Source organism: Mycobacterium sp. (assembly GCF_025965855.1).
Classification (GTDB): domain Bacteria; phylum Actinomycetota; class Actinomycetes; order Mycobacteriales; family Mycobacteriaceae; genus Mycobacterium.
Genome location: NZ_JAOPWB010000140.1, coordinates 24,728 through 40,805 on the forward strand (window position 1 = coordinate 24,728; position 16,078 = coordinate 40,805).

Genomic DNA, 16,078 nt, shown 5'->3' on the forward strand with positions numbered 1-16,078 from the left:
GCGGTACAGCGATGGACAGCACGATGCAGGACTTTCCGCTGACGGTCGCCGCGATCATGCGGCACGGCTGCGGGGTACACGGAGCACGTACGGTCACCACGGCCACCGGGGACGGCTACCGTCAAGCCACCTACCGCGAACTGGGTGAACAGGCCGCCCAGTTGGCAAACGCATTGCGCCGCCTCGGCGTTACCGGAGACCAGCGCGTCGCGACGTTCATGTGGAACAACCTCGAGCACCTGGCGACCTACCTCGCGGTGCCGTCGATGGGCGCCGTCCTGCACACCCTCAACATCCGCCTGTTCCCCGAGCAGATCGCCTATGTGGCCAACGAGGCCGAAGACCAGGTGGTGCTGGTCGACGCGTCACTCGCCAAACTGCTGGCGCCGGTCCTCACCCAACTCGAGAGCGTACACACGGTGATCATGGTGGGGGAAGGCGACACCGGGCCGCTGCAGGAATCCGGCAAGACCGTACTGAGCTACGCCGAATTGATTGACGCCGAATCACCCGACTTTGGGTGGCCGCAGATCGACGAGAGGTCCGCGGCCGCGATGTGCTACACCAGCGGCACCACCGGCAACCCGAAAGGCGTGGTCTACAGCCATCGTTCGAGTTTCCTGCACGCCATGGCGACGTGTGCCACGAACGGCATCGGCGTCGGCGCGATCGACAGCGTGCTGCCGATCGTGCCGATGTTTCACGCGAACGCGTGGGGGCTGCCGTACGCGGCGCTGATGGCGGGTGCCGACCTGGTGCTCCCCGATTGCCATCTCGACGCCCGCTCGCTGATCGGCATGGTGGAGACCCTGCGGCCCACGGTGGCCGGCGCCGTCCCGACCATCTGGAACGACGTGCTGCATCGGTTGGAGGATGACCCCGACCACGACGTGTCGTCGCTGCGCCTCGTGGTGTGCGGCGGCTCGGCGGTTCCGGTATCGCTGATGCGCATGTTCGAGGAAAAGCACGGCGTCCAGATCCGCCAGCTGTGGGGCATGACGGAGACGTCGCCGATGGCCACCATGGCCTGGCCGCCGCCGGGAACCCCGGAGGACCAGCACTGGGCGTTCCGCGCGACGCAGGGCCAACCGGTATGCGGGGTGGAGATGCGGATCGTCGACGACGACGGCGCGGTGCTGCCCAACGACGGCGACGCCGTGGGCGAGGTGGAGGTCCGCGGGCCGTGGATCGCCGGCGCCTACTACCTGGGCCGCGACGACTCCAAGTTCGACTCCGGCTGGCTGCGCACCGGCGATGTGGGCCGCATCGACGAGCGAGGCTTCGTCACGCTGACCGACCGCGCCAAAGACGTCATCAAGTCCGGCGGGGAATGGATCTCGTCGGTCGAGCTGGAGAACTGCCTGATCGGGCACCCGCAGGTGCTCGAGGCCGCGGTTGTCGGGGTTCCCGACGAGCGGTGGCAGGAACGGCCCCTCGCGGTCGTCGTGGCCAAGCGCTCGTCGGTAAGCGCCGAAGACCTGCGAAAGTTCCTCGCAGACAAGGTCGTTCGGTGGTGGCTGCCCGAGCGGTGGACGTTCGTCGAGGAGATTCCGCGCACCAGCGTCGGCAAGTACGACAAGAAAGCCATCCGGGCGCGATACGCCGAGCATGGCTATTGGGTGGTCGAGGCCCGCGACTGAGCACGTGCGGTTTACCCGCGAGCAGACGCAAAAGTACCCGGTTTGCGGCCCAAAACGGGGCTTTTGCGTCTGCTCGCGAGTGAGGGCGCGCTGAATGAAAGGCGTTATGCCAGTGCCACAATCGCTCGTCGTCGACGAATCCCTGGCGCCGGCGCGGCCCAATTCCGCCCGTCCGGGAGGTGCGGGAATGGTTGGCGTGCTCGCGGATGCCGCGAGATTGCATCCGTTGCGATGAACTTCGGCGTGTCGTCGCAACTGTCTAAGTGTCGCGGAACCCAACGGAGTCTATCGGCTGACGGGCTGACGGGCTGACCCCCAACCGCCTTCGGTACCGTCGAAATCATGTGCCGACTTTTTGGCTTGCACGCCGGGACAGAGGCTTGCACCGCGACGTTTTGGTTGCTGAACGCCCCGGATAGCCTGGCCGAGCAGAGCCGGAAGAACCCGGACGGCACGGGCCTCGGTGTCTTTGACCCGAACGGTCGGCCACGGCTGCACAAGGAGCCGATCGCGGCCTGGCAGGACAGCCAATTCGCCACCGAGGCGCACCGACTGACCGGCACGACCTTCGTCGCCCACGTCCGTTACGCGACGACCGGGTCGCTCGACGTGCGCAACACCCACCCGTTTTTGCAAGACGGCCGGATCTTCGCGCACAACGGCGTGGTCCAGGGGCTGGAAGCCATCGACGAACGGCTGCGCGAGCTCGGCACCGACGGCCTGGTCCTGGGCGAGACCGATTCCGAGCGGGTGTTCGCCTTGATCACCGGTTGCATCCGCGGCCGGGGCGGCGACGAGACGGCGGGCCTCGTCGACGCCGTGCGGTGGCTGGCGGCGAATGCGCCGATCTACGCGCTCAACGTCCTGCTGAGCACGGCCACCGACATGTGGGCGCTGCGCTACCCGGAGGCCAATGAGCTCTATCTCCTGGATCGGCGCCACGAGCACCAGCCGGGTGCGAGCAACCCCGACTTCGACTTACGCACGCACCGAATCCGCGCGCAATCCGAGCACCTGCGCGCCCGCTCCTCGGTGGTGTTCGCCAGCGAACCCATGGACGACGACCCGCGCTGGTGCCCGCTCGAACCCGGAGCGCTGGTCCATGTCGACGCCGGGCTGCGGATCACCCGCCGCGTCGTGCTGCCCGACCCGCCCGCGCACCAGCTTCGTCGGTCCGACCTCAGCGCGCCGGCCCAGGCGGCGCAGCACACGTCGGTGTAGGACGCGATCGTGGCGACCAGACGCGCGCTAGTGCTGGCCGGCGGCGGAATAGCCGGAATCGCTTGGGAGACAGGGGTTCTGCGCGGCATCGCCGACGAGTCGCCGGCGGCGGCCCGGTTGCTGCTGGATTCCGATGTGCTGGTGGGGACCTCGGCGGGCGCCGCGGTCGCCGCGCAGATCGGCAGCGGCCGCCCGCTCGAGGTGCTGTTCGAGCGGCAAGTCGCCGAGTCGTCGGCCGAGATCGATTCCGGCGTCGACATCGACGACATCACCGACGTCTTCCTGACCGCCTTGGGTCAGCCGTACGACGACACCCCGGACAAGACCCGGCAGCAGATGCGGCGGATCGGGGCCGTGGCGTTGGCGACCCAAACCGTTCCCGAGCCCGTCCGGCGCCGGGTGATCGCCCAGCGCCTGCCGTCGCACGAATGGCCGGAACGGGTGCTGCGGCTCACCGCCATCGACGTGGCCACCGGCGAACTGGTCGTCTTCGATCGGGAGTCGGGCGTCGGGCTTGTCGATGCGGTGGCGGCCAGTTGCGCGGTGCCGGGCGCGTGGCCGGCGGTGACGATCGGGGGCCGGCGCTATATGGACGGCGGGGTCGGCAGCTCGGTCAACCTCGGGGTGGCCGGCGACTGCGACGCGGCGGTGGTGCTGGTGCCCTCGGGGGCGGACGTGCCGGCGCCGTTCGGCGACGGGCCGGCCGCCGAGGTCGCGGCGTTCCCCGGAGCGACGTTCGTGGTGTTCGCCGACGCCGACTCGCTGGCGGCGTTCGGGCCCAATCCGCTGGACCCGCGCTGCCGCATCGATTCTGCCGTGGCCGGGCGCGAACAGGGCCGCCGCGAAGCGGAGGCCGTCGCGCGGTTCCTGAGCGCCTGATCAACCCTCGAGCGCGGGCGGGCCCGTCTGCTCCGGATCGGTTTCGAACGCGTCCAGGGCCTGGTTGGCCAGCGCGCGGCCCACGTCGATCACTTCCACCGCCCGGTGAAACTCCAGCCCCCGGCAGGTCGAACGCGGCACCTCGATCAGCACGTCGGGCGGGTAGGCCGCCAGCGTGTGCCGGGCCAGCGCGGATTGGGCGATGTCGATCGTCCGGTTCATCACCTCGAAGCTGCCCAGCTTCGGAATCCCGGGAACGTCGGCGATGTCGTCGGGGTCGATTTCGTGGGCCTCGGTGGCCTCTGTTTCAGCGGGGGCGTCGGCCCAGCTGTCCGCTCCGCCGAACCGGCTCAGCACCGCTCGCGCCGTCGGCCGGTCCAGCAGGGACCGGGCCGCCGCGGTGTCCAGCAGCGCGGAGGTGCTGCGCATCATGCGGTTCAACCACTCGACGGTGGCCCCGGGCTCCGCTTCGCGGTCGCCGACGGACTCGCTGCCGCTGAGGCTGACCGCGATGGTCAGGTCGGCGTTGACCGCGGCGATGGGGGCCATCGGCAGCGGATCCAGGATGCCGCCGTCGGCGAGCAGGCGGCCGTCGAACGCGTGCGGGGCGATCACCCCCGGTATCGCGATGGACGCGCGGATCGCCTCGTCGAGGGGGCCGCGCTGAAACCACACCGACTTGCCGGCCAGCAGGTCGGTGGCGACCGCGGTGTAGGGGATGGGCAGTTGCTCGATGGACATCGGACCCAGCATGTCGCGCACCGCGTCCAGGATCTTCTCCGCCCGCAACACCCCGGCCGCGGTGATGGCCGGATCCAGCAGTCGCAGGATGGTGCGCTGCGTCAGTGACTTCGCCCAGTCGGCGAACTCGTCGAGGCGTCCGGCCGCTTGCAGGCCGCCGACCATCGCGCCCATCGAGGAGCCGGCGATCCCGACGATCTCGTAGTCGCGCGCCCGCAGCGCCTCGATCACCCCGATGTGGGCGTAGCCGCGGGCGCCGCCGCTGCCCAGCGCCAGCGCCACCCGGGTCGGTGATGATCGGCGCGCCACCGTTCCGCCACGTCCGCCGGGCATGTGTACATTTTGGCGCGGCGGAAGGCATTGTGAGCGGCCGGGTCGGCACTTTTGGTACGCGTGATCGGAATTGGCGCCGGAGTCCGGCCCTACCCGCATTCGTCGTTGGCGGCCGCCCTCGCGGCGGTGATCACGGCCGCCTGCCGGGCCGGCGTCAGGTCCGTCCATCGGGCGTTCCAGGTGCCGGCAGTGCCCGACTGCGACGCCTCGACCATCGCCAGGTACGGCTCGAACAACGCCACACCGGCACTGGGCTGCGCTTCCATCCAGACTTTCGCGGCGTGGCAGGCCTGGAAGTACTCCTCCTCGGTCGAATCCGCGGGGACATCGACCCTGGTCGTCACGCCGCCGGGGGAGACACCCACGGCGCCCGGCGGCGCCGAAGCGGGGCCGCGAGGGATGCCCGACGGCCGTGCCGACGACGACGTGACCTTGCCGCTGGGCGCGCCGTTCGAGCACCCCGTGACCGCCAACAAAAACGCCGCGACGACAACCGCAACCCGTTGCCCGGGGGGATGACCGCACCAGCGCACGGTCTCAATCTATGCAACACTGGCTGCCGTGATGGAGCGCCTCGGATTTTGCGAGTGTTGTCGGCCCTAACCCGCCGCCGCCTGCCCAATCCGTTCCTCTTGGAGCTCCTCAATGTCTGTTCCCGTTGCGACGCATGCTGTCGCCTCCGGTGCGCTCCGCCCCCTGACCGTCTCATCGCCGTCCTCGGGGCCGACGCGGCTGCGGGTGCCCGACCTGCTACATGCCACGGACCAAGCCGCCGATCAGGTCCTCAGCGGACGCTGCGACCACCTGCTGCCGAGGGGCGGGATACCGGAGTCGAAGCGCTGGTTCGCCCGGATTCACGGCGACGACGAACTGGACGTCTGGCTGATCAGCTGGATTCCCGGTCATTCCACCGAGCTGCACGACCACGGCGGGTCGCTGGGCGCGCTGACCGTGGTGTCCGGATCGCTGAACGAATTCCGTTGGGACGGGCGGGGTTTGCGCCGACGCCGACTCGACGCCGGCGATCAGGCCGGGTTCCCGCTGGGCTGGGTGCACGACGTGGTGTGGGCGCCCAGGCCCGTCCCGGAACGGGCGACCGCCGCCGGGACCACCGCCTTCAGGGTGCAGCCCACCCTGAGCGTGCACGCCTACTCGCCACCGCTGACGGCGATGTCGTACTACGAAGTCACCGACCGCAACAGGCTTCGCCGCCAGCGCACCGAACTGACCGACCAACCGGAGGGACCCTGATGAGCCGCATCGACCTAGTCCTGAGATCGGCCCGGCGCCGGTTTCGACGCCTTCGCGCCGTCGAGGTGCCCGAGGCGCTGAGGCGCGGGGCGGTGCTGGTCGACATCCGGCCGCATGCCCAGCGGTTTCGCGAGGGCGAGCTTCCGGGCGCGCTGGTGATCGAACGCAACGTGCTGGAGTGGCGCTGCGACCCGACCAGCGACGCCAGGCTGCCGGAGGCCGTCGGTGACGACGTCGAATGGGTGATCGTGTGCTCGGAGGGCTACACGTCCAGCCTGGCGGCGGCCGCGCTCCTGGACATCGGCCTGCACCGGGCCACCGACGTCATCGGCGGCTACCACGGGCTGGTCGGTTCCGGTGTGCTCGACCAACTCATCGGTGATTCGCTCGACCCGGGGCCCGGAGTGCTGGCGAACGGGGACAGGACCGTGCGCCGCTGGCTTTAGCCGTTGGCGTGCAGCAGCGGCCGCAGTTTGTCCGTCTTCTCCTGGGTCCACCCGGGCGGCGACAGCACCGCCGCCCAGGCGTCGGCGACATCGGCGACGTAGTGGTGGCCGTGCCCGTCGGGCACGTCCACCGCCACCGCCATGTCGGCCGAGACTTGCAGGAACGTCACCACCGGGATCCAGCGGGTCTCGGGTAGCACGTCGTAGCCGCGCTTTTCGCGCAGCCAGTCGGGCTTGGCGAACAACAGGTCGGGGGTCCACCAGGCGATCGGATCCGAGGCGTGCTGCAGATAGACCACCCGCGGGTGGCCCCACTCGGAGTTCGGACGCGCCAAATCGCTTGCGCGGGCGACAAACCGGACGTTCTTGCCGTGGTCGTAGATCGGCAGCCACTCCGGGGAACCGGCGTCGCGTGTCGCCGTCAGGTCCGTCCAGATGGTGTTGTTGAATGTCGGTCCGCTGAACAACGCGCCGTCGGTGCGGGCCAGGAGGTTGTTGAGGCTCATGAACGGCGCCTCGCCACCGAACGACCCGAGGCTCTCGCCGAACACCACGAGCTTGGGGCGCTGCCCTTCGGGCATTTGGCGGATCAGCCGGTCGACGGCCTCAAACAGCGCCTGGCCGGCGTGGCGGGCGTTTTCCTTGTCCACCAGGAAGGAAAGCCAGCTGGGCAGGAACGAATACTGCATGCTCACGATCGCGGTGTTGCCGTTGTACATGTACTCCAGCGCCGAGGCCTCCGCCTCGTTGATCCAGCCCGTCCCGGTGGTCGTCGCGACCGCGACGACGGCGCGCTGCAGTCCGCCGGTGCGCTGCAGCTCGCGCGCCGCGAGTTCGGCGGTCGCGGTGATGCCGTCCGCGGAGTTCAGCCCGGCATAGGCCCGGATCGGCGCGGTGGCCGGGGCACCGTTGAACGTGGTGAGTTCGTCGACCCTGGGACCGCCTTGGACGAAGATGCGGCCTTGGTGGCCAAGCGAATCCCAGGACACCTGCGACCCGGGGCCACCGGATCGCAACGGGGTTCTCGGGGGAGCGGTATCGGGGCTCATCTCGTCGTTGACCGAGGCGAACGTGTTGTTCATCGTGCGCATGGCGGATTTGAGCACGACGCCGTTGAGCAGGGTGATCGTCAGCACCACCAGCAGCGCCACCACGATGGTCACCGACAGGCGGAACGGCGCGATCCGGTCGAGCAGTCCCACCAGGAAACTGATCAGCCAGCGGACGAACTGGCCGATTTCGACCAGCGTGAACAGCACCACGAGCGACAGGACCGCGGCGATCGGGTAGTCGTACCACTTCAGGTGCGCGACGCCCATCAGGTCGCGCACCCGGTCTTGCCAGACGTGGAACCGGATCGCCATGAGGACCATGCCGATCACGCCGACAGGGACCAGCACCGTCCACGCCCAGCGCGGGGGCGGCGGGCTGTAATTGCGGGTGCGCATGTAACGGACCAGCCAGACGGCGAAGACGCCCAGCCCATAGCCGATGGCCCCGGCGACCCCGCTGACGAGGCCCTGAAATATCGCGCCGCGTGGCAGCAGGGACGGCGTCAGCGAAAACCAAATGAAAACAAGACCGACCGCGGTGCCGGTGAAGGTGTAATGGCGCGCCCACCAAGGTCTTTCGTGCGCGGTCGGCTGGTGGGGCGTGGCGGTTTCGGGTTTGGCCTCGATTTCTGTGTTTCCCATGGTTTCCGCGGTCCCGTCGGACCCTTCGGCAACGGGCGATTCGTCTTCAGGGGCGGTCGTCGCGGAACCCGGGTCGCTCATCGAAGCGTCCTATCGGTGCGTGAAGTTGGGAGGCCGCTTCTCGATGAATGCGGCCATTCCCTCGGACTGGTCCTCGGTCGCGAAGGTCGAATGAAACAGCCTGCGCTCGTAGAGAAGTCCCTCGGACAGTGTGGATTCGAAGGCGCGGTTGACGGCTTCTTTGGCCATCCGCGCCGCCGAGCGCGACATCTTCGAAATGGTGGTGGCGACGGCCTTGGCCTCGATCAGCAAGTCGTCTGCCGGCACCACCCGCGAAACCAGGCCGCTCCGTTCGGCTTCGGCGGCGTCAATGGTGCGCCCGGTCAGGATGAGGTCCATGGCCTTGGCCTTGCCGATGGCGCGGGTCAGCCGCTGCGAACCGCCCATGCCCGGCAGCACACCGAGTTTGATCTCCGGCTGGCCGAACTTCGCCGTATCGGCGGCGATCAGCAGGTCGCACATCATGGCGAGCTCGCAGCCGCCGCCCAGCGCGTGTCCCGCGACCGCGGCGATCGTCGGGGTGCGGACGGCGGCGAGTTTGCCCCAGGTGGCGAAGAAGTCACCGCCGAACGCGTCGGCGAAGGTCAGGCCCGCCATTTCCTTGATGTCGGCACCGGCCGCGAACGCCTTTGCCGAACCGGTGACGATGATGGCGCCGATTCTGGGGTCGTCATCTAATTCGGTTGCCGCGCTGGTGACTTCGATCATCATCTGGCTGTTGAGCGCGTTGAGTGCCTGAGGGCGGTTCAGTGTGATGATCCCGACCCGCTGATCGCGCTCGACGAGGATGGTTTCGTATGTCGTGGACTCGGTCACCCAACCGCCTTTCTAGAAATTCAAGTCGTCGTCGACCGGCGCGAAATACGCCTCGACGTCAGTCGCGGTGACTTCCGCCAGCGTCGCCGGCGACCACTTCGGATTGCGATCTTTGTCAATGATCTGCGCCCGGATGCCCTCCACCAGGTCGTGTGAGCGCGCCGACGCGCTCGACACCCGATAGTCCTGGACCAGAACGTCTTCCAGTGTCTCCACTTTGGCGGCGCGACGCACCGCCTCCAGCGCCACCGATACGGCGATGGGGGAGCGGGTGGCGATCAGGTTGGCGGCGTCTTCAGCGCGTCCCGCGCCGGAACCCTGGTGACCACGCAGGGCGGCGACGATGTCCTCGACGGTGTCGCCCGCGAAGCATTGATCGATCCAATTGCGCTGTGCAGCCAGCTCACTCGGTGGCGGTTCGACGGCATGGGCGGCCAGCGCGCTCTGCACGCCGTCGTCGACGACCGCTTTGGCGAAGGCGTCCAGTTCGTCGTGCGCGACGTAGTGGTCGGCGAATCCCATTGCGATGGCGTCGGATCCGGAGAACGGCGCCCCGGTCAGGGCGGCGTACAGCCCCAGCGCACCCGGCGCCCGGGACAGCAGGAACGCCCCGCCGACGTCGGGAATGAACCCGATGCCGACCTCGGGCATTGCCACCTTTGAGGTTTCGGTCACCACGCGGACGCTCCCGTGCGCGCTGACCCCGACGCCGCCGCCCATCACGATGCCGTCCATCAACGACACGTACGGCTTGGCGAACCGGCCGATCTGGCCGTTGAGCAGGTACTCGTCACGCCAGAATTTCCGTACCTCGACGCCGTCCTTGCGGGCGCTCTCGTAGACCGCGACGACATCGCCGCCGGCGCACAACCCGCGTTCGCCGGCCCCGCACAGCACCACCGCGCGCACCGCGTCGTCGTTTTCCCACCGGCTGAGCACGGCGCTCAACGCGTCCACCATCGTCTGATTCAACGAGTTGATCGCCTTGGGGCGGTTGAGCGTGATCAACCCGACGCCGTTCTCGACCCGGGTCAGGACCTCATCGGATTCCTCAGCTTCCTGAGTCAATGCGCTAGCCTCCCAATCGCCGCCCGTCTCGACCAGCAATCTAGATCGTCACCACTGAAGCGGCACCCGCGGGTAAGGTTTATGTTTGACCGGACGACAAAAGCAGAGCCCGTTTAAATAGCCGGAAACACCGAGAAAACAGCAGGTCCGTTGGGAACCTGGGCGGCCCGCTGGTCGTTGAGCAGGTGTTCGCACAGCTCGAACCCACAGCCATTAGAGAGGATCCGACGGTGCGGGAGACAAGTAACCCGGTATTTCGTTCGCTGCCCAAGCAGAGGGGCGGATACGCGCAATTCGGCACTGGCGCCGCCCAGGGCTATTACCAGGCCGACCCCTACGCGGCTCCCTATCAGGACACCAGGGCCTCTCGTCCACTGACCATCGACGACGTCGTCACCAAGACCGGCATAACGCTGGCCGTGCTGACGGTCGCGGCGGTCGTGTCTTACTTCCTGGTGGCCTCGAACCCGGCGCTGGCTATGCCGCTGACCCTCATCGGCGCGCTCGGCGGCCTGGGGCTGGTGCTGGTCGCGACCTTCGGTCGCAAGCAGGACAACCCGGCGATCGTGCTCAGCTACGCCGTGCTCGAGGGGTTGTTCCTCGGCGCGGTCTCGTTCGTCTTCGCGAATTTCCAGGTCTCGAACGCCAACGCGGGTGCGCTGATCGGGGAGGCCGTCCTCGGCACCTTTGGGGTGTTCTTCGGGATGCTCGTGGTCTACAAGACCGGAGCCATCCGGGTCACGCCCAAGTTCACCCGGATGCTGGTCGCCGCGATGTTCGGTGTGCTGGCCCTGATGCTCGGCAACCTCGTTCTGTCGCTGTTCCATTTCAACGGCGGTGCGGGCTTGGGCCTCCGCAGCGGCGGAACGATCGCGATCATCTTCTCGCTGGTGTGCATCGCTATCGCCGCGTTCAGCTTCCTGATCGACTTCGACGCGGCCGACCAGATGATCCGCGCGGGTGCGCCGGACAAGGCGGCGTGGGGCGTCGCCCTGGGTCTCACCGTGACCCTGGTCTGGCTTTACCTCGAGATCTTGCGTCTGCTCAGTTACCTGCAAAACGACTAGCCCCGACCCTGACGGGAAAAACCGGCACGCCGCCTGGCGTGCCGGTTTTTTCGTGCTGGTGCCGGCTTTGAGTGTGCGGTGCTGGCTTTGACTGTGCGGTGGTGGTGGGACCGAACGGCGTGTCGCCGCCGTGAGCGCCCAATGAAGGCCGTCACGGCACACTCAACGGCCGGCGGATGCCCGGGGGGTGCACTCAGCCGAATGGCGGCCTAGCTCAGCCGCTCGATCACCATCGCCATGCCCTGGCCGCCGCCGACACACATGGTTTCCAGGCCCAACGTCTTGTCTTGGGTCTGCAGGTTGTTGAGCAGGGTGGTGGCGATGCGCGCGCCGGTCATGCCGAACGGGTGGCCAAGCGCGATCGCCCCACCGGACACGTTCAGCTTGTCCTCGTCCATGCCCAGCTCGCGCGCCGAGCCCAGCACCTGCACCGCGAAGGCCTCGTTGATCTCGAACAGGTCGATGTCGCCGATCGACATGCCGGCCTTGACCAACGCCTTCTTGCTCGCCTCGATCGGGCCCAGGCCCATGATCTCCGGCGAGAGGCCGCTGACCCCGGTGGACACGATGCGGGCCAGCGGCGTCAGGCCCAATTCCTTGGCCTTCGTATCGCTGGTGATCACCAGCGCGGCCGCGCCGTCGTTCAGGGGACACGCGTTGCCGGCGGTCACGGTGCCGTTGGGCCGGAACACCGGCTTGAGCTCGCTGATCTTCTCGTAGGTGGTACCCGCGCGTGGGCCGTCGTCGGTGCTGACGGTGGTGCCGTCGGGGAGGGTGACCGGGGTGATCTCGCGCTCGAAGAATCCGCTCTTGATCGCGTCCTCGGCGCGGTTCTGGCTGCGCACCCCCCAGCGGTCCTGGTCCTCGCGGCTGATGCCGGTGAGGATGGCGACGTTTTCGGCGGTCTGACCCATCGCGATGTAGACGTCGGGCAGGTTCCCGTCGGCGCGGGGATCGTGCCATTCGTCGGCGCCCGCGGCGGCGGCCGTCGAACGCTCCTGGGCATCGTCGAAAAGCGGGTTCTTGGTGTCGGGCCATGAGTCGGAGTTGCCCTTGCCGAACCGGGACACGGTCTCCACGCCCGCCGAGATGAACGCGTCGCCCTCGCCCGCCTTGATCGCGTGGAACGCCATCCGCGTGGTCTGCAGCGACGACGAGCAGTACCGGTTGACCGTGGTGCCCGGCAGGAAGTCGTACCCGAGCTCGACGGCGACGACGCGCGCCATGTTGAAGCCAGATTCGCCGCCCGGCAGGCCGCAGCCCAGGATGAGGTCGTCGATCTGGTGGGGGTTGAGCGCGGGCACCTTGTCGAGCGCGGCGCGCACCATCTGGGCGGCCAGGTCGTCGGGCCGCATGCTGACCAGCGACCCCTTCATGGCCCGGCCGATCGGCGAGCGAGCAGTTGAGACTATGACGGCTTCAGGCATGGCGGTTCCCTTTCAGCGGATGCGGGCTCGCTTCACAGGCGGGTGTCTGGTCACCCCGACGGGCTAGAACAAATCTAGTCGGTGCCGACCGGTTGAAAATCAGATGGGGCGGCCGTTCCGGGCGTCCGCCACAGCCGCGACACCACGCTGAGCCGCGTGTGGCCCTGACCGAGGACCGGCGCGAGCGCGGGCGCCGGGACGGCCGGACCGGGTAGGTCGGGTGCCGGTACGTCGGATGCCGGGCTCTCGACCCCGATGCCCAGCGCGTCGGACAGCGCGACCAGCAGCACCTCGGCGGCCAGCGCGTATGCGGCCGGCGAGGGGTGGAAGCCGTCGGCGGAGAACATCACGTCGCGTGCGGCCCGGAATCGGGGCGCCAGCAGCTGCGCCAGCGGGACCGGCACGCCGCCGGCCGCCCGGACGGCGGCCGCCTGGGCTCGCGCGAGTTGCGAAGTCCGCGCATGTGCCAGCGAACGGAGCGGTTGCGGGATGGCGCTGATGACCCCCAGATCCGGGCAGGTGCCGACGACCACCAACGCCCCGCGGGCGTGCAACTTGCGCACCGTCACGGCCAGCCGTTGCGCCGACTGGCTGATCCCGTTGAGGGCGGTCACGTCGTTGGCCCCCAGCATCATCACTGCCACGTCCGGCGGCGGTCCGGCCACGAACATCGCATCGACCTGACCGGCGACACCCTTCGAGGTGGCGCCGACGATGGCCTTGGTGCTCAGGCGGATCACCATTCCGGTCCGCTCGGCCAGTCCGCGCGCGATCAGCACGCCGGGCACTTCCTCGGCGCTCACGCAGCCGTACCCGGTGGCCGTCGAGTCGCCGAAGATCATGAGGTGCATGTCGGCGGCCATGCCGCGCTGCCACCGCTGCACCGGCCCGCCGCCGCCCGCGTACACGCCGTCGGCGCGCGGCGGGATGTCCCAGGACTTCGGAATGACAGTGCGCGTCTGCGCCGCCTGGCCAGCCAGCAGGTTGCGTGCGCCGAGATAGGCCGTACCCGTCGAGGCGAGCGCTCCCGCTGTGGCCAGGGCGATCGCCGAACGACGCGGCACCCTTATGGTCACGGAATCAGTTTAGATCGGCTTGGGTGTTTGCGCGGGCCGCTGACAAACAATGTGGTCACGTTGTGAATCAAATGTGGTATCAAATCAGATTCTTCAAACGTTCTAGTCAGAAGGCCTGTCAAGCTAAGTTCAAGGGGTTGGCTGAACGCCCTGGAGTTTGGGCTGAACCAGACGCTTGGCTGCCTCGTCACATGCTGTATCGCACTACAACGGCGTAGGAAGTGTTGAGCATGACCGCACCTAGCAAGGTATCCGGTTCCCCCCGGAATACCGTTCGGCCACATGAGGTCTTCAAGCGACGTAGAGTTGAGGCACGCAGATTTGCAATCAGCGACGGCGCGCCGGTCGAGGTACTCGAGTCCGGTCCCAGCGTTGCTGCACGGGTAGCCAACCTCGCGTCACGGCTGACGATCCGGCCGGTTCTGGCCGTCGGCAGCCACGCTCCCGACTTGCCGTGGCCGTGGGGTCTGATCGACGTCGCGGCCCGGGTTCTGCTCCCGGCGTCCGCCACCGTCCGCGAGACGGTGAACTTGCCCAATGCTTCCGCGCAGCTCGTGCGCGCCCCCGGAGTGCTGCCCGCGGATGGCACCCGCCGGATGGTTGTCTACCTGCACGGCGGCGCGTTTTTGACTTGTGGAGCAAACTCACACGGCCGGCTGGTCGAGACGCTGTCGAAGTTTGCTGACTCACCCGTGCTGGTCGTCAACTACCGGCTGTTGCCCAAGCACTCGGTCGGGATGGCCCTCAACGACTGCCACGACGCCTACCGCTGGTTGCGCGAGCGCGGCTACCAGCCGGACCAGATCGTGCTGGCCGGTGACTCCGCGGGCGGGTATCTTGCGCTGGCCTTGGCACAACGCCTCCAGGAGGAAGGTGAAGAGCCGGCGGCGCTGGTAGCGATCTCGCCGCTGCTGCAGCTAGCAAAGGAATGCAAGCAGGCGCACCCCAACATCAAGAGCGACGCGATGTTCCCCGCGAACGCGTTTGACGCGCTCATCGAGTTGGTTGCTAGCGCGGCCGAAAAGAACATCGTCGGCGGCAAACCCGAAGAAATCTACGAGCCCTTGGAGCACATCAAGCCCGGCCTGCCGCGGACGCTCATCCACGTTTCCGGATCCGAGGTGTTGCTGCACGATGCGCAGTTGGCGGCGTCGCGGCTGGCGGCGGTCGGTGTGCCGGCGGAGGTGCGGGTCTGGCCCGGTCAGGTCCACGACTTCCAGCTGGCCGCGCCGCTGGTGCCGGAGGCGATCCGGTCGTTGCGCCAGATCGGCGACTACATCCGCGAAGCCACCGGCTAGCGCCCAGCCCCGGCCGGCGAGTGGGTGTGCGCCGCGCGAAACCGCCTGAGACGATGAACGTATGCGGATCGCGCAGCACATCAGTGACCTCATCGGTGGAACGCCGCTAGTTCGGCTGAACTCCGTCGTCCCCGACGGCGCGGGCACGGTGGCGGCCAAGGTCGAATACCTCAACCCCGGCGGTAGCTCGAAGGACCGGATCGCGGTGAAGATGATCGACGCCGCCGAGGCCGGCGGCCTTCTCAAGCCCGGGGGCACCATCGTCGAACCCACTTCGGGCAACACCGGCGTGGGCCTCGCCCTGGTCGCCCAGCACCGCGGGTACAAGTGCGTGTTCGTCTGTCCCGACAAGGTCAGCGAGGACAAGCGCAACGTGCTGCTCGCCTACGGCGCGGAGGTCGTCGTGTGCCCGACGGCGGTGCCGCCCGACCACCCGGACAGCTACTACAGCGTCTCCGACCGGCTCGTCGAAGAGATCGACGGGGCCTGGAAGCCCGACCAGTACGCCAACCCGGAGGGACCGGCCAGCCACTACGCGACCACCGGGCCGGAGATCTGGGCCGATACCGACGGCAAGATCACCCATTTCGTGGCCGGCATCGGCACCGGCGGGACGATCACCGGCGCGGGCCGCTACCTCAAGGAGGTGTCCGGCGGCCGGGTCCGCATCATCGGCGCCGACCCCGAAGGCTCGGTGTACTCGGGCGGCAGCGGGCGGCCCTACCTGGTGGAGGGCGTCGGCGAGGACTTCTGGCCGGAAGCGTACGACCGCACGGTGCCCGACCAGATCATCGCGGTGTCGGACTCCGACTCGTTCAACATGACCAGGCGGCTGGCCCGCGAGGAGGCGATGCTGGTCGGCGGGTCGTGCGGGATGGCGGTGGTCGCCGCGCTCAAGGTCGCCGAGGAAGCCGGACCCGACGCGCTGGTCGTCGTGCTGCTGCCCGACGGCGGCCGCGGCTATCTGTCGAAGATCTTCAACGACGCCTGGATGTCGTCGTACGGATTCCTGCGGAACAGGCTGGACGGCTCGATCGAGCAGCCCACGGTCGGCGACGTGC

At 68.2% G+C, this 16,078-nt stretch carries 15 protein-coding genes; 8 read left to right on the forward strand and 7 right to left on the reverse strand.

Annotation, left to right across the window (positions count from 1 at the left end; all coding sequences use genetic code 11):
• Nucleotides 1-11: 11 nt before the first annotated feature.
• The 3 genes from JWP83_RS11165 to JWP83_RS11175 all read left to right on the forward strand — a co-directional run bounded on the left by JWP83_RS11165 (nucleotide 12) and on the right by JWP83_RS11175 (nucleotide 3,740).
• Nucleotides 12-1,640, forward strand: coding sequence for a long-chain fatty acid--CoA ligase (locus JWP83_RS11165; RefSeq protein WP_297730018.1), 1,629 nt, complete (start codon nucleotides 12-14; stop codon nucleotides 1,638-1,640).
• 342 nt (nucleotides 1,641-1,982) lie between these two features.
• Nucleotides 1,983-2,861, forward strand: coding sequence for a class II glutamine amidotransferase (locus tag JWP83_RS11170; protein ID WP_297730019.1), 879 nt, complete (start codon nucleotides 1,983-1,985; stop codon nucleotides 2,859-2,861).
• 9 nt (nucleotides 2,862-2,870) lie between these two features.
• Nucleotides 2,871-3,740: a patatin-like phospholipase family protein gene (locus JWP83_RS11175; RefSeq protein WP_297730020.1), complete on the forward strand. Its 870-nt coding sequence runs from the start codon at nucleotides 2,871-2,873 to the stop codon at nucleotides 3,738-3,740.
• Here JWP83_RS11175 and JWP83_RS11180 read toward each other — a convergent pair whose 3' ends face one another.
• Together JWP83_RS11180 and JWP83_RS11185 are read right to left on the reverse strand one after the other, a co-directional pair.
• Nucleotides 3,741-4,814, reverse strand: coding sequence for a patatin-like phospholipase family protein (locus tag JWP83_RS11180; protein WP_297730021.1), 1,074 nt, complete (start codon nucleotides 4,812-4,814; stop codon nucleotides 3,741-3,743).
• A gap of 89 nt (nucleotides 4,815-4,903) precedes the next feature.
• Nucleotides 4,904-5,347 carry a lipoprotein LpqV gene (locus JWP83_RS11185; RefSeq protein WP_297730022.1) on the reverse strand — a complete coding sequence of 148 codons (444 nt, stop codon included), beginning with the start codon at nucleotides 5,345-5,347 and terminating at the stop codon, nucleotides 4,904-4,906.
• Nucleotides 5,348-5,459: 112 nt separating this feature from the next.
• Here JWP83_RS11185 and JWP83_RS11190 point away from each other — a divergent pair, with 112 nt between their 5' ends.
• Together JWP83_RS11190 and JWP83_RS11195 are read left to right on the forward strand one after the other, a co-directional pair.
• Complete coding sequence (locus JWP83_RS11190) at nucleotides 5,460-6,065, forward strand: cysteine dioxygenase (protein ID WP_297730023.1); 606 nt, start codon at nucleotides 5,460-5,462, stop codon at nucleotides 6,063-6,065.
• A complete protein-coding gene (locus tag JWP83_RS11195) occupies nucleotides 6,065-6,511 on the forward strand; it encodes a rhodanese-like domain-containing protein (RefSeq protein WP_297730024.1) in 447 nt (148 codons plus the stop codon). Before JWP83_RS11190 ends, JWP83_RS11195 begins: the two co-directional genes overlap by 1 nt.
• On the opposite strand, the gene JWP83_RS11200 is transcribed toward JWP83_RS11195, so the two are convergent.
• From JWP83_RS11200 to JWP83_RS11210, 3 genes are read right to left on the reverse strand one after another with little or no spacing between them, the layout of a single operon-like run.
• Entirely contained in the window at nucleotides 6,508-8,286 is a 1,779-nt protein-coding gene (locus JWP83_RS11200; protein WP_297730025.1) for an alpha/beta-hydrolase family protein, read from the reverse strand. The two genes, JWP83_RS11195 and JWP83_RS11200, sit on opposite strands and share 4 nt — an antisense overlap.
• Before the next feature lie 9 nt (nucleotides 8,287-8,295).
• Nucleotides 8,296-9,081: an enoyl-CoA hydratase gene (locus JWP83_RS11205; RefSeq protein WP_297730026.1), complete on the reverse strand. Its 786-nt coding sequence runs from the start codon at nucleotides 9,079-9,081 to the stop codon at nucleotides 8,296-8,298.
• A 12-nt stretch (nucleotides 9,082-9,093) separates the two neighbouring features.
• A complete protein-coding gene (locus tag JWP83_RS11210) occupies nucleotides 9,094-10,149 on the reverse strand; it encodes an enoyl-CoA hydratase/isomerase family protein (protein ID WP_297730027.1) in 1,056 nt (351 codons plus the stop codon).
• Between the two features lie 230 nt (nucleotides 10,150-10,379).
• On the opposite strand from JWP83_RS11210, the gene JWP83_RS11215 reads away from it, so the two are divergent.
• On the forward strand, nucleotides 10,380-11,216 hold the full coding sequence (locus tag JWP83_RS11215) for a Bax inhibitor-1/YccA family protein (protein WP_297730028.1): 837 nt from the start codon (nucleotides 10,380-10,382) through the stop codon (nucleotides 11,214-11,216).
• A 209-nt stretch (nucleotides 11,217-11,425) separates the two neighbouring features.
• Here JWP83_RS11215 and JWP83_RS11220 read toward each other — a convergent pair whose 3' ends face one another.
• Both JWP83_RS11220 and JWP83_RS11225 read right to left on the reverse strand, forming a co-directional pair.
• On the reverse strand, nucleotides 11,426-12,643 hold the full coding sequence (locus tag JWP83_RS11220; RefSeq protein ID WP_297730029.1) for an acetyl-CoA C-acetyltransferase: 1,218 nt from the start codon (nucleotides 12,641-12,643) through the stop codon (nucleotides 11,426-11,428).
• 74 nt (nucleotides 12,644-12,717) lie between these two features.
• On the reverse strand, nucleotides 12,718-13,707 hold the full coding sequence (locus JWP83_RS11225; protein ID WP_297730034.1) for an SGNH/GDSL hydrolase family protein: 990 nt from the start codon (nucleotides 13,705-13,707) through the stop codon (nucleotides 12,718-12,720).
• A gap of 242 nt (nucleotides 13,708-13,949) precedes the next feature.
• On the opposite strand from JWP83_RS11225, the gene JWP83_RS11230 reads away from it, so the two are divergent.
• The gene (locus JWP83_RS11230; protein WP_297730030.1) at nucleotides 13,950-15,017 is read left to right on the forward strand and encodes an alpha/beta hydrolase; all 1,068 of its coding nucleotides are present in this window, start codon (nucleotides 13,950-13,952) and stop codon (nucleotides 15,015-15,017) included.
• 61 nt (nucleotides 15,018-15,078) lie between these two features.
• Nucleotides 15,079-16,078 (forward strand): cystathionine beta-synthase (locus tag JWP83_RS11235; protein WP_297730031.1); only part of this gene is annotated, 1,000 nt, incomplete at its 3' end.